Source organism: Moritella sp. (assembly GCF_033791185.1).
GTDB lineage: Bacteria > Pseudomonadota > Gammaproteobacteria > Enterobacterales > Moritellaceae > Moritella.
The window spans coordinates 1-13,949 of sequence record NZ_JASJHF010000179.1 but is presented as its reverse complement, the minus strand read 5'-3'; the positions used below and the strand labels follow the sequence as shown (position 1 = coordinate 13,949).

11 protein-coding genes are annotated in these 13,949 nt (G+C 40.1%); 3 read left to right on the top strand and 8 right to left on the bottom strand.

Features of this window, described 5'->3' with window-relative positions:
* The first annotated feature begins 126 nt into the window (after positions 1-126).
* Positions 127-654, top strand: coding sequence for a ferritin (locus QNK26_RS10800; RefSeq protein WP_319222856.1), 528 nt, complete (start codon positions 127-129; stop codon positions 652-654).
* 169 nt (positions 655-823) lie between these two features.
* Positions 824-1,117, top strand: a complete 294-nt coding sequence (locus tag QNK26_RS10795; RefSeq protein WP_319222855.1) for a DUF406 family protein — start codon at positions 824-826, stop codon at positions 1,115-1,117.
* Positions 1,118-1,229: 112 nt separating this feature from the next.
* Here QNK26_RS10795 and QNK26_RS10790 read toward each other — a convergent pair whose 3' ends face one another.
* The 6 genes from QNK26_RS10790 to cmoA all read right to left on the bottom strand — a co-directional run bounded on the left by QNK26_RS10790 (position 1,230) and on the right by cmoA (position 7,622).
* Complete coding sequence (locus tag QNK26_RS10790) at positions 1,230-2,189, bottom strand: alpha-L-glutamate ligase-like protein (RefSeq protein WP_319222854.1); 960 nt, start codon at positions 2,187-2,189, stop codon at positions 1,230-1,232.
* 2 nt (positions 2,190-2,191) lie between these two features.
* Positions 2,192-3,688, bottom strand: coding sequence for an inactive transglutaminase family protein (locus tag QNK26_RS10785; RefSeq protein WP_319222852.1), 1,497 nt, complete (start codon positions 3,686-3,688; stop codon positions 2,192-2,194).
* Between the two features lie 2 nt (positions 3,689-3,690).
* Positions 3,691-4,473: an ATP-dependent zinc protease gene (locus tag QNK26_RS10780; protein ID WP_319222850.1), complete on the bottom strand. Its 783-nt coding sequence runs from the start codon at positions 4,471-4,473 to the stop codon at positions 3,691-3,693.
* Between the two features lie 431 nt (positions 4,474-4,904).
* The gene (locus QNK26_RS10775; RefSeq protein ID WP_319222848.1) at positions 4,905-5,759 is read right to left on the bottom strand and encodes an ATP-dependent zinc protease; all 855 of its coding nucleotides are present in this window, start codon (positions 5,757-5,759) and stop codon (positions 4,905-4,907) included.
* 55 nt (positions 5,760-5,814) lie between these two features.
* Positions 5,815-6,807, bottom strand: coding sequence for a tRNA 5-methoxyuridine(34)/uridine 5-oxyacetic acid(34) synthase CmoB (gene cmoB / locus QNK26_RS10770; RefSeq protein WP_319222846.1), 993 nt, complete (start codon positions 6,805-6,807; stop codon positions 5,815-5,817).
* Positions 6,808-6,893: 86 nt separating this feature from the next.
* Positions 6,894-7,622: a carboxy-S-adenosyl-L-methionine synthase CmoA gene (gene cmoA / locus QNK26_RS10765; RefSeq protein WP_319222844.1), complete on the bottom strand. Its 729-nt coding sequence runs from the start codon at positions 7,620-7,622 to the stop codon at positions 6,894-6,896.
* Between the two features lie 372 nt (positions 7,623-7,994).
* Between cmoA and aspS the strand changes: the two genes are divergently transcribed.
* Positions 7,995-9,773 (top strand): aspartate--tRNA ligase, encoded by a 1,779-nt coding sequence (gene aspS / locus QNK26_RS10760; protein WP_319222842.1) that lies wholly within the window; start codon positions 7,995-7,997, stop codon positions 9,771-9,773.
* A gap of 96 nt (positions 9,774-9,869) precedes the next feature.
* On the opposite strand, the gene QNK26_RS10755 is transcribed toward aspS, so the two are convergent.
* The gene (locus tag QNK26_RS10755) at positions 9,870-12,053 is read right to left on the bottom strand and encodes a bacteriohemerythrin (protein ID WP_319222840.1); all 2,184 of its coding nucleotides are present in this window, start codon (positions 12,051-12,053) and stop codon (positions 9,870-9,872) included.
* 187 nt (positions 12,054-12,240) lie between these two features.
* Positions 12,241-13,949, bottom strand: a 1,709-nt coding sequence (locus tag QNK26_RS10750) for a Lon protease family protein (RefSeq protein WP_319222839.1), incomplete at its 5' end; no start/stop codon positions are given.

Sequence of the window (13,949 nt, the reverse complement as noted above, 5' to 3'; positions counted from 1 at the left end):
TTAAGCAGCCTAAGTTAGGTGGTATTAGTAATCATAGAAAAAATTGGTTAATTTAACAAAGTTATTGTTAATTTTAGACCTGTTGAGGTAGCATTGCCTGAACTGTTTATTATAGGACTTTATACTATGCCGAAATTATCTCAGGTTATGGCAACAGCGCTTAACCAACAAATGACAAAAGAGTTTACTGCATCTCATCTTTATCGCAGCATGGCTTCTTTTTGCTACGCATCTGATTTTATTGGTGCTGGTGATTTCTTTTATAAGCACGCGGCTGAAGAACAGCAACATGCGCAATTGTTATTCCGTTACATGATCGATCGTGGTATTCAGCCTTTAATGGAAGCTATTCCTGCGGCAGAGTCTGAATTTACAGATTTGCTGGACGTATTTAATCAAGCCTTAGATCATGAAGTGATGATCACTGAATCGATTTCAGAAATTCTTGGCTTAGCGCATGAATTAAGAGATTTCCAATCAGTCGCTCACCTAAACACGCTAATGGAAGAGCAAACTGAAGAAGAAGCATTATTTAATGGTATCGTCAGCCAAATTCGCCGTGTTGGTGTTGATAATGGCTATGGTCTATTTATTATGGATCAAGAGTTAAAAGCAATGAGCCAAGCCCCTGCGGCAGCACCAATTACGATTTAACGGTATGATTTAATATTTTAGCAAGGTATTCATATTCGCTAAATATACAACAATTGTAATATAAAAACCGCTTATGTTATCTATCAGCGGTTTTTTGTTTTTACAACATATACTTTAGTGGTATGGTTACCATGTAGATTTTAAATTTAAATGAATAGGTAGAATAATTATGTCGAATAATAACAATACTGATATTAAAGATTGCTGTGGTGCATTTGCTGAAATCGGCAGCATCATCCAGCCTGATGATACAGAGCTATCTTTCCCTATTGCTTTTGACTCTCAACTTGCTGCAGACGAAAAACGCGCCGAGCTTGAGGCTTATGTGAATGAACAATTTGATGAAGAAGTAACGATTGATTTTACTGCTCAGGGTGAAAATGCTTACCTAGTGACATTGAAATTTAATTGTACTGCAGAAAAAATGATTTTTGAAATGAACTTACGTCATTTAATGGCTTAATTTGATAAATATTTGATTCAATAAATAAAGGCATATAGCGCTAAGTATATGCCTTTATTATTTTAAACAATTACCTTCTTAACGAAAGTAATTGTTTTTAACTCATCGTAAATTAGCCGAAATGCTGCTTACAATAAGCAAGTCGTCGGTCCAAGTCCATATTCTCAGTATTCGCTGCTTCAATCTTTTGTAATCTAGGGAGTAACCCCATGCCATTGGCAATCTGGATCGCAAGGCCAGGGCGCGCATTAAGCTCGAGTAGCATAGGGCCATGATCCCGATCTAATACTACATCCGCTCCTAAATAACCTAAGCCAGAAATGTCATAACATTGCGCAGCTAAACGAATCACTTCTTCCCAATGTGGTACTTTCAACAGGGCTAATTCTTTTTGGGTATCAGGGTGGTGTGTGACCATGGCATCATACTGCACCGCATTTAATGCTTCGCCAGTGGTGATGTTAATACCAACGCCAACAGCGCCTTGGTGTAAGTTAGCCTTACCATCCGACATAGAGGTGGATAAACGCATCATCGCCATCATCGGAATGCCCTTAAATACGATAACACGTACGTCAGGCACACCTTCGAAGCTATAACCCTCAAAGCTGTCATCAAATACGATAAGCGCTTCAACTACCGCCACATCGATGCCACCACCGAGTGAGAATAGACCCGCTAAGATATTAGAGCAGTGACGCTCAATATCATCGATAGAGCATTCACTACCACTTGGTTTGTAATAGCGGCCACCTTCAACTTTGGTGATAACTAAAATACCTTTACCACCAGAGCCTTTCGCAGGTTTGATTACAAAACCATTCAGGCCTGCAATAATCTTATTAACAGACTTAACGGCATGTTGATTATCAACCACGCCAATCAACTCTGGGGTACTTACGTTAGCATCTTCGGCTATCTGTTTGGTTTTTAATTTATTATCCACTAAAGGAAACAGTTTTCTTGGGTTATAGCGTGATATATACATGTTATTACGCTGGTTCATCCCCAAGATACCCTGCTGCTTTAATTTACTCGGCCGAGCGAATTCTTTTAAAAATGAAAATGTCATTATTAGTCACCTTGCATGTCTTTAAAGCGGCGCAGTTCAAGTAAACGGTAGCCAGTATAAGTGCCTAACATCAAGATGATTGACATAATGATAAGTTGTAGACCAAGGAAGTTAAATGCCCAATAGCGTAATACTTCATTGCTAATCGTTAGGTAGACAATTACTGCCACGAATAAACTACCGCCACCTTGTACAAATACTTCTTTCGCGCCTTCTTCTTCCCAAAGGATAGACATGCGCTCGATGGTCCAAGATAAAATAATCATAGGGAAGAAGGTGATTTTCAGTCCTTCTGTTAGACCAATTTTGTACGATAAAACGGAGAACAAACAAATAATGGCAATTACGGTAATAATCACCACCGATATTCGGGATACCAGCAATAGGTTTAATCGTGATAGGTAAGAGCGGATAACTAAACCAATAGCAACAATAAGGGTAAAGCCGACAAGACCGGTTACCAGACTTGTTTGTACAAATGCCATGGCGATTAACACGGGCATGAAGGTACCTGATGTACGTAAGCCAATGATAATACGCATTAGCACCACGATCATCACACCTAATGGTATAAGCAAAATACCTTTAAATAACGCTTGTTCTTCGAGAGGTAGGCTGTAAATACTGAAATTAGAGAAGTTGGTACTGTCTGCTTTCTCTTTTAGTACCTGCATGACCGGTTGTGTCTGCTGGATAATGGAGAAGCTAACACGAGAGTTTGTACCACCAATTAAATCTAAAGTTGGCTCGCCGTTTTGTTCCCACAGTAACAAGTTATGCGCATCTGCTTTTTTACCTAATTTCACATCAATTAAACTGGTATCATCTTCGCCAAATACCAGTACAAATGGTTGCAACTGTTGCTGGCGACGACCGTCTTCAAGATACAAACCTTTCACCAATAAGGCTGGAATGTTTGCTTCATTAAGCAGGGCAACAAATAAATCAGATTTGCTGTTTTGCTGGAGCATTAATTTGGCGTTTTGGCCTAAATCATCACCTGAGAGTAATTTTAACAGTTCTCGGCTATATGAAAATGCATCCGCACTTTTTTCCATCGCACTACTCACCAGTTGCTCTGCGGCTATGTCATAGGGCGGTAACCAAGTTGTTTTGTCAATTTTTACGTCTTGCTCGTAAACGACATTCAACGGAATGTCATTGGTTAATACGTTAACTTTGTAGTATAAATCTTGCTTGCCTTGTGCGTTACGAATTGTCCATTGCGCACGATCATCAATAAAAGATAACCCATAGCCTGGAGACGCGGCAGTCTGACTTAACACAGTGAAATTAGTTTGTGTCGAAGGCGTTGCAAAAGAGGCATTAACGGCATCCCCCTGAGCTGTAAATTCAACCTTAGCTTCAATCATCCAAGTTGAATAAGTCTCACCCGGTAACCAAGGGATCTCACCACTGAAGTGACGTTGTGCAATGCTGCCAACGCCGAGGAGAAAAAGGATCGCAACAAAAATGCGAAATGGAATCTTAGACGGCATGATTAGTTAGCCCCTTTTTTAGCTGGGTTAGATTTTTTTTTAGGTTGAGTATATTTTTGCGCAACATCGACAATGGCGATATCTTTTAAGAATGTGCGGCCTAATAGAATCGGGAAGATCATTCGGCTACGATCGGCTAGCGTAAATTCAGTTTTTGTTTTTATACTACCAAGCTCAACTGGTATGCTAACAACATATCGTTCCAATGCTTTAGTGGCATTGGTTTGACGAATTTTAACGGTGCGGACAACGGGCGTTTCAATTGGAAATACTTCATTATCATCTTTGTGGGATAAATTGAATTTAACCCAATCTCTGCCGTCTCGTTCAAATTTAACAATGTCTGTGGCATTTAATGATGACGTTGTTGCGCCGGTATCCACTCGCGACTTAAAGTTGGTTTGAAATTCATCAATCCATACCCATTCTTCTTGGCCAAGGATTACTTTGTCTGCGGCCTCATTTTTGGCTTTCTGTGTCGTTGGTATCACGACGGGGGTGGTTTTTTTCACCGGTGTTTTAGCCCCCAATCCGTCAAGTTGTTCTGTCAAATTTGCGATAGCTTCATCTTGCTCGCTGAATTTATCTGGCTGAGATTGTAATGTGGTTAGTATTTGTTGCTGTTGTTGCAAAATAGTTTCTATTTGCGCTTGCTGCTTAGTGACAAGCGCGGTATTTTCTTTGTTTTTCGTCATCGCACAGCCATTTAAAAATACCAGGCTGACTATACCTGCAATCGCTATCTTTGATGTTTTTAATGTCTGAAATTGAGTTGTATTTTTCATTAGGTATTTGGCCCTGTAGACTGCTGAAAAAGAGGGTTAGTTCACCAAAGTGGGATAATAGTTCCGTCATTCGTATACAAACAGTATATTTATTTAAAATAATAGTGACTTTATATTTTAACAGTATGCTTATCTATATTAAAAATAATGACTATCTATCTTAAAACAATGGTATTTCATCGATTATAGTTGTTTTTAAGCTGGATGTTCAGAATAACGCTATTATTACATACCAGAAGTGTGAAACATGTCTAATACAATAGTTATATATCAATTGTTTATACGGCAGTTGCTTACAAATAGCAATTTATCAGCGTGTTTTATTGACTTCTAGGCTAGAGCGGGGCGGGTGTAGATTGAGTGCAATGGATGAGAATATTCAATAAGCAATAAAGTGCGCGCTTAGCATATCGCGTCGCACTTTATGCAGACTACTGTGTAATGGACTCGGTTAATGTATAAGTGCGAGCAACATCGACCATGACAATATCTTTTAAGAAGGTACGGCCAAGTAATACCGGGAATGTCATATGGCTGCGATCGGCGAGGGTAAACTCGGTGAGCATTTTTATGTCGCCAAGTTGCACTGGTAACTCGATAATAGGACGGCGCGTTGCTTCATTGTTATTTGCTTGGCGGATCAAAATAGTACGTGCCACTTTAGCTTCAATAATTTGTGCATCGGTATCCATGGCTTGGCTGAAATTAAAACGAACCCATTTCTTACCATCGCGCTCAAATTCAACAATATTTGTCGCGTTGAGTGACGATGTGGTTGCGCCCGTATCGATACGCGCTTTATATTTTTCTTTCAAATCATTCAGTAAAACCAGTTCTTCAGAGCCGATAACTACTTTATCAAGTGGCATTGTCGCTTCGCTAGACTGTACAAGGGTAAGATGCTGGTCATTATCAGTTGATTGCCCTTGCTTATCCGTTTGATAATTTGCAATGCTCAAGCTGTTGTCTATAACTTGTTGGCGTAATTGCACATAATCTTCGAGCTTGCTATTAAGCCGAGCGATATTGTGTTTTTGTTGGACAAATAATTCAGGTAGTTTATTTAATGCGGCCAAGATAGTATTTTGTTGTTCAACCAATAGTGCTATTTGTTCGCTTTGTTGCCCTATTTGTAATTGCAGTTGCGCAGCTATCTCCCCTTGATTGAGAAATTGATCAACATTTGCGCAGCCTGAAAGCAGAGCGCTAAGTATGACGCCAGTAATTAATTGACGAGGGGTTTTTAAAATATCCATTTCTAATTTTAACTCATGGGCAATGTGCATAACGTAATGCGTTTATGATTAAGCCAAGCGCCAAATCTGACGCTTGGCTATGCTGTTATTCGTCTAACTGTTCTGCATAAGGTTTTGTGGCAATTAATACCGCACGTTTAGGTGCTGGGTAGCCTTCAACCGTTTTGCTGTGATCGTTAGGATCAAGAAAATCGATCAATGATTCATTTCTCATCCACTCTGTAGCGCGTTGTTCTTCAATGCTGGTATCAGAGACATCAACGATACGGACATTTTCAAAACCGAGTTTTTCAACCCATAGTTTCAACGCCGCACAACTTGGTAAAAACCACACATTACGCATTTGTGCATAACGATCGCCGGGTACCAATACTGCTTGTTCGTCACCATCAATGACTAATGTTTCTAATACTAATTCACCACCGTCACGTAACTGATTTTTAAGCTGCTCAATATGGTCAATTGGCGATTTGCGATGATACAGGACACCCATAGAGAAAACTGTGTCGAATGCACGTAATTTAGGTAATTCTTGAATGCCAAGTGGTAATAAATGCACGCGTTGATCGTTATTAGCAAAATGACGAATTGCTTCAAACTGGACTAAAAATAATTGGCTTGGATCGATACCCACCACAAATTCAGCATCATCACCCAGCATACGCCACATGTGGTAACCGCTACCGCAGCCTACATCCAGTACATAACGGTATTTTAATGGGGAAATAAATTCACGTAGACGTTCCCATTTCCAATCACTGCGCCATTCTGTATCAATGTGGATACCATGAATGTTGAATGGCCCTTTACGCCAAGGGTGAAACTTCTGTAACAGACTTTCGGTTTTTCGCAGGTCGCTTTCGCTTAATTCACCTGGTAAACCGACTTCAAATTTATCGGTAATGTTAACGTGCTTGGTTTCGATTTTAGGTAGCTTCTTTAGTACCTTTTCCCAGCGCGGTAAAAAACCATGTTTATGTTCGCGTTCCCATTCGTGCATTTGCGCGGGCAGCGTGTACAGCCAATGGTGTAATTTGTTTTTCGCAATTATCTGGTAAAAATTTGAAAAGTCGATCATGGGTAACCTATATGTACTGCTTAAATTAATTTGGCGTATTGTGCTATCTATTTTCTATTTATGGTCGTGCAGCTGTAGTGTCGGTATTATTTAATCGCGACCATAGAACCAAAGTTAAAACACTGGAACCAAGAATTTGCGCTACTAAAGCCAATATCTTTAAGACGCTTCAAATGTGTTTCAATACTGTCGGGACGCATTACATCTTCAATCGCGCTGCGCTTTTGGCTAATTTCTAATTCGCTGTAGCCATTTGCGCGTTTAAAATCTTCGTGCAAATTGATCAGCACATTATTGACTTTTTCATCACCAAAGCAGAATTTTTCTGACAGGATCAGAATACCACCTGGGACTAAACCAGCATAAATTTTGGTTAGTAGTGCTTGGCGTTCTGCTGGCGGAATAAACTGTAGGGTAAAGTTTAATACCACAATAGATGCGTTATTGATGTCGACAGCGCAGATGTCATCACACAATACTTGCACTGGTGTATCACTTTTATAAGCAGATAAGTGACGTTCGCAACGCTCTAACATGGCTTGTGAGTTATCTATCGCGACGATATTACAATTACTTGCTTGCACGTTACGGCGCATGGCAATGGTGGCAGCACCGAGTGAACAACCGAGATCGTAAAGTTGGGTATCATCTTGAGCATAACGCGCGGTCATCATGCCTATTGCAGAAATGATATTAGAGTAACCAGGTACAGAACGTTTGATCATGTCTGGGAAGACTTCGGCGACGCGTTCATCAAAGGTGAAATCACCAATTTGATCTAACGGGGCTGAGAAAATCTGATCACGTTGTGGCATTGTTATAACCTGCAATAAAAATTAGCAAAATAAGGCGGCATATTTTAGTTAAAATGACTGGCTTTGTCTCTAGCTAAACGGCATATAAGACGAATAATTTGATTGTTTCGTTATCGTGTTGGTTTTTTCAGCGCTAATAATGACTTTTTTGTTAATAAAATAACGGTTATTTAACCAGCAAGACGTAATTGGACGGGTATTTAAACAGCGCGTTTTGGCGTTGTTTGTCGATAACATCAGGCTGTTTAAGCATAACTTGCAGTTGTTTTAGTATAAGTATTGGTTGCAGTGCTAATTTCTATTACAATGACGGTAATTTTTTGAGGGTTGCCAAAGTGGCTACCCGATCCATCGATTAGTAGGATTATACAGATGCGCACAGTGTATTGCGGACAAGTAAATGAAGCACATATCGGCCAACAGGTTGAATTGTGTGGTTGGGTTAATCGTCGTCGTGACTTAGGCGGCGTTATTTTTATCGATTTACGTGACCGTGAAGGTATTGTGCAAGTTGTTTATGATCCAGATGTAGAAGCTGTATTTGAACGTGCTAGCCAATTACGTAACGAATTCTGTGTGAAAATCACAGGTACTGTACGTGCTCGTGAAGAACGCCAAGTAAATAAAGATATGGCAACGGGTGGCATTGAAGTTTCAGGTCTAGACCTAGAAATTATCAATAAAGCAGAGGTTCTGCCACTTGATTTCAACCAAGTAAATACTGAAGAGCAGCGCCTTAAGCACCGTTTCTTAGATCTACGTCGCCCAGAAATGAGCAACCGTCTTAAGACTCGTGCTAAAGCAAGTAACTTTGTCCGTCGTTTCATGGATGACCACGGTTTCCTTGATATTGAAACACCAGTACTAACAAAAGCTACGCCAGAAGGCGCACGTGATTACTTAGTTCCAAGCCGTACTCACAAAGGTGAATTCTTTGCACTGCCACAATCACCACAGTTATTTAAGCAACTGTTGATGATGTCTGGTTTTGATCGTTACTACCAAATCGTTAAATGTTTCCGCGATGAAGATTTACGTGCTGACCGTCAGCCTGAGTTCACACAGATAGATATCGAAACATCATTCATGTCTGCACCACAAGTACGTGAAGTGACTGAACGTTTAATCACTAGCATGTGGAAAGAGATCTTAGACGTTGAATTACCAGCGTTCCCAAGCATGACTTATGCTGAAGCAATGCGCCGTTTTGGTTCTGACAAACCAGATCTACGTAACCCGTTAGAGCTTGTTGACGTTGCCGATATCCTTAAAGATGTTGAATTCAAAGTATTCGCAGAACCTGCTAACAACCCTAAAGGTCGTGTAGCGGTATTATGTGTTACTGGCGGTGCTAAACTGTCTCGTAAGCAAATTGATGAATATACTAAATTTGTTGGCATCTATGGCGCGAAAGGCATGGCATGGATGAAAGTGAAAGACGTAGCAGCTGGCGCTGAAGGCGTACAGTCTCCAGTCGCTAAGTTCTTAACTGCTGACGTTATCACTGCATTACTTGAGCGTACTAACGCCAAAGATGGCGACATCATTTTCTTCGGCGCAGATACAAACAAAGTTGTAACTGAAGCACTTGGCGCACTTCGCCTTAAAGTAGGTACTGATTTAGAACTTACTTCAAACGAATGGAAACCACTTTGGGTTGTTGACTTCCCAATGTTTGAAGAAGATGAAGAAGGTAACTTACATGCGGTTCACCACCCATTCACAGCACCTATGGACGTTGATGCAGCAGAGTTACTAGCTAACCCTGCTAATGCGATCTCTGACGCTTACGACATGGTTATTAATGGCTATGAAGTTGGTGGTGGTTCTGTGCGTATTCACAAAGGTGAAATGCAAAAAGCAGTATTCGAAATCTTAGGTATCGAAGCGCAAGAGCAACAAGATAAGTTTGGTTTCTTACTTGAAGCACTTAAATACGGTACGCCGCCACATGCTGGTTTAGCATTTGGTCTAGACCGTCTAGCTATGTTGCTAACAGGTACTGATAATATCCGTGACGTTATCGCATTCCCTAAAACCACAACTGCTGCGTGTTTATTAACATCAGCACCAAGTGAAGCAAACCCTGCATCACTTGAAGAGCTAAGCATTGCTGTTGTGAAAAAAGAAAAGAAACAAGACGCTGAGTAATCTTAGTCCACGGTTCGTGTAACTGTGGTTAGATTGTTATAAGTGTGAATAATAAAAACGGATGTAGCTTTGGCTATATCCGTTTTTTTATGTGTATTAAGATGCTGAGACAACGCAATTTCGCCCATCATGCTTTGCCTGATAAAGTGCTTTGTCAGTATGTGAGATAAACTCTTCGGCATTAAGTGAATCGTACTCGTGCCATTGTGCTAGTCCAATACTGACGGTGAGACGAATATTATCTTGGCCATAAGCTACCTGTAGTTCACTAATATTATGACGAAGTCGTTCGGCAATGACTTGTGCTTGCGTACTGTTTGTCTCGGGCATTAAGATCGCGAACTCTTCTCCACCAATACGCGCGACGATATCCGCTGATTTAACACTGTGAAAACAGGTAACATAGAAATCACGTAGCACTTGATCACCACCGCCATGGCCATAATTGTCATTAATATTCTTGAAGTGATCAATATCGAGCAGTAATAATGACAGCTTTTGCTTATCTTGTTTGGCAAAACCAATTTCTTGTTTAAGGATGAGATTAAATTTACGTCGATTCAGGGCGCCAGTTAAGGCATCTCTTGATGCCAATTCTCGGTATTTATCCCGCTCTTTACGGCGATCGAGTAGCGATTGTTGCTGTCGTTTAATAATATTTTTTGACATGTCAGCTTGTAATAATTTTCGACGTAATGTTTCATACGCAGCATACAGTGCACCAATTTCGTCACTGGAAGTGGATTCATTCATTTGTTGGTTATAACTGCCTAATGTTACTTGTTTTAACGCATGGGTAATTCGGCGAATAGGGGTGATGACACTGTGATAGAGAATGGTGAAAAGTAAGGTATTAAACATGACAATAGTGCTAATTATAATAAGTACTAGATAAAATCTAGATTCTAACTTTGCGAGTTTTAACTGTGTTTTAACGTCGAGATCATTGATGATTTTATCTGCTACTATTTCGATGTCATCAATGCGATTCGTTAGTTGGATGAACCAAAATTGACTATTTTGCTCTATTGCTGGTTTGAGCATGAAGTCGTCAATAGCGTTGCCAACAAACACTTTGTGTTTTGCTATGTTACATAATTGGCCACAAGCTTGGAGTTGCTCTGAGGTTGCTGAATAATTAAAAATGAAGATAGCATTGAGCTGCATCCCCAGTTGCATATAAATATGCTTGTAAGGTTCACTGTGCATTAACTCATGCTTGGATAGATTATCATCGATGAGTAATGTACCAATCTCTCGTTGTTGCCCCAGGATCTCCTTTAATCCTACTATCGCATTAATCGCGGTAATATTATTAGCAAACTCGGCATCCATTTTGATATGAGATAAACGATTCACACGTGATAATAGTTTACCAATGATCTCATTATAACCAGTTAGCATTTTTTCACTACTGATGACGGTATTGTTTAAACTACTTCTAAATATAGTTAACTCGGCAATATCAATTTTGGTTGAGTTAATAAACTCAATTAGCATAGGTTCAGTTAATAATGCCTGGCGTGAATTTAGTAGCGTGGTAAACGTATATATTTCATCATCACTTTTGTGTTGCTGGGTGGTAAGCGCTTTAGAAAAGCGCTTATAGTCGGAACTGATGTAGCTGGATAATAATCCGCGTTCGACTTGTAAGTGGTGAGTGAGTGAATTCACTTGCTGGACGATCTGGATGAGGTTCTCTAATAACTGCATATTTTTGTATTGCTGATAGTTATCTTTAACGGCCACAAAACTAAGTATTAACATGCCAATAATTGGTAGTAGGGAGGTTATAAGTACACGCGTAGAGATATTCACCCGATAACTAAGCCATTCAGATGTACGCTGAAATATTGTTTTCAATGAGATGGAATGTTTCGCTTCGGTATGAAAAACATGAACATAATCCATATCTGCAATGAGAATATGCTCAATAACCCAATCATATAAAAACTGGCAGACCTCTTCAGCTGCTTCTGCATCATTAGAGTTCAGCAGTTTATTTTTTAATTCTGGTAGTTGCTTTAAAAATTGTTGATGGTCTTTTTGATGTTCAATAAAATCGCTGAACGCCAAGGTCTCCATTAATGCTTCTTCTTGTTTGAAGTGAAGCGTAGTGCATAAGGTGAGATCTGAAAAATACTTTTCAATAGTTTCGGCGTTGCCGTTGGTATCAATCGCGTCGATAATAGCTGCAATAATAGCGAGGATCTGTTTATGTGCAGTATCAATCTCATCGATACCGACATTCATCTCTTCATTCCATTCTAGGCTAATCATTAGCGTGGCTACTTAACATTTATTAAAGAAGCTGCAGTATAAAATTTCACTAAAGCATGTCAACTTATTTAACCAAGCCTTAACCAACCCTTAACCCTAAATGAGTGATTCATCGCAGTTTATTATCAGCTGCTTTTAATTATATGCGATGATATCGCGATCACTTATTTATTACCGATGCATAATACTATGTACTTGATAGTGAATCATTATTGGCTTTTCGTAGACTAGCTAGTCGCATCTGAGTAATACCAAAAACGGAATTGTTTGCATATACTCCTTTGCTATTCATGGAACCAGGTAGAATATTAGTGAGGAGGTTAACGGCCTCGGTAACATGGTCAATCGCCCAAATATGGAATAAACCTTGTTTAACTGCGTCAATGATATCACTGCGCAACATGAGGTTGTGTATGTTAGCCCGTGGAATAATGACCCCTTGTGTCGATAGGGTCGTTATCGATGAACAAACATCAAAAAAGCCTTCTATTTTTTCATTTACGCCGCCGATGGGTTGCGCGTGGCCGAATTGATCCATTGACCCAGTGATCGCAATATCTTGGCGTAGTGGTAGTTGTGAAAATGCAGATATGATAGCGCAACATTCGGCCAGCGTGGCACTATCACCATCGACTTGGCCATAAGATTGTTCAAACGTTAAACGCGTGGTCAGAGGAATGATGGCGGTTTGTCCAAATACGGAAGCAAGGTAAGCGGATAGAATCATCACCCCTTTAGAATGTAGGCTGCCACCGAGTTTAACCTGCCGTTCAATATCGAAAATTTTACCTTCACCAAAGGATGCTGTTGCAGTAATACGTCCTGGGATACCAAACTGACTATCTGATGTTGCAATAACAGAAAGTGCATTAATTTGGCCTATCACGTTGCCTTTAATATCAATGAGAGTGGAGCCATTTATAAAACTTTGCAGTAAATAGTCTTGTAATCGACCTGCACGATGCTGTTTATTGGCGAGGGCTTGTTCGACATGGTGATGACGAATAAGTGTAGCCTTGGCGAGGTGTGCGCAATAGTTAGTCTCGCGTAATAAATTGGCGATATCAATGGAATGCAAGGATAGCTTATCTTGATCTTCAGCCTGGCGTGAGCTGTACTCGATGATCCGGCTTATCGCTTTACGGTCGCAATGCAACATATTGTTATCATGTACAATACTGGAAATGAACTGGGCGTAGTGTGCTTCTGCAATGTCGGTTCTGGGCATCACATCTTCAAAGTCAGCGGTAACACGAAATAACTCTCTAAATTCGGGATCATATTGTTGTAATAGCTGATAAGTCTGATAATCACCAAACAGGATAATCTTAACCGACAGTGGTATCGGTTCGGGGTCTAATGAGATCGTCCCCGATAAGCTGACTTCTCTTTCCAGTGAACTTAAGCTTAATTTATTGGCGCGTAAAGCACGTTTTAAACCATCCCAAACGTAAGGGCGCTCAAGGACTTTGACCGCATCAATCATTAATACACCGCCATTTGCACGGTGCAAACTACCAGCGCGGATTAAGGATGCATCGGTAAACACGGTACCTTTGAATGTGGCATTCTCGATATAGCCAAAAATAGTATGGTAATTAGGGCTTTCCTCGACCACGATAGGGAAGGAGTTGGTTTCTTGGCAAACGAGTACGTTAATTTGATAGCGCAGAGGCATTTTTTTGTCTAGCACGGCATAAGCCAAAGATATGTCATCCTCGCTGCCTTCAACAAAAATATCAAGGTTTTCTAATATGTCTTTATTCATCGCGTTTAGATGCGATTTCACTTCAGCTAAATGACTGTATTTTTCTTTTAATGGGGTGGTGCAATGTACCAATACGTCTTGTGCTATTTGTTCGTCAAGTTTTTGGATCTTCTCGGTAAACTCTTCCT

Coding starts and splice junctions, on each gene's coding strand:
- QNK26_RS10795 (WP_319222855.1), top strand. CDS start 824: ATGTCGAATAATAACAATACTGATATTAAAGATTGCTGTGGTGCATTT.
- QNK26_RS10755 (WP_319222840.1), bottom strand. CDS start 12,053: ATGATTAGCCTAGAATGGAATGAAGAGATGAATGTCGGTATCGATGAG.
- QNK26_RS10800 (WP_319222856.1), top strand. CDS start 127: ATGCCGAAATTATCTCAGGTTATGGCAACAGCGCTTAACCAACAAATG.
- QNK26_RS10780 (WP_319222850.1), bottom strand. CDS start 4,473: ATGAAAAATACAACTCAATTTCAGACATTAAAAACATCAAAGATAGCG.
- QNK26_RS10790 (WP_319222854.1), bottom strand. CDS start 2,189: ATGACATTTTCATTTTTAAAAGAATTCGCTCGGCCGAGTAAATTAAAG.
- cmoB (WP_319222846.1), bottom strand. CDS start 6,807: ATGATCGACTTTTCAAATTTTTACCAGATAATTGCGAAAAACAAATTA.
- aspS (WP_319222842.1), top strand. CDS start 7,995: ATGCGCACAGTGTATTGCGGACAAGTAAATGAAGCACATATCGGCCAA.
- QNK26_RS10775 (WP_319222848.1), bottom strand. CDS start 5,759: ATGCACATTGCCCATGAGTTAAAATTAGAAATGGATATTTTAAAAACC.
- cmoA (WP_319222844.1), bottom strand. CDS start 7,622: ATGCCACAACGTGATCAGATTTTCTCAGCCCCGTTAGATCAAATTGGT.
- QNK26_RS10785 (WP_319222852.1), bottom strand. CDS start 3,688: ATGCCGTCTAAGATTCCATTTCGCATTTTTGTTGCGATCCTTTTTCTC.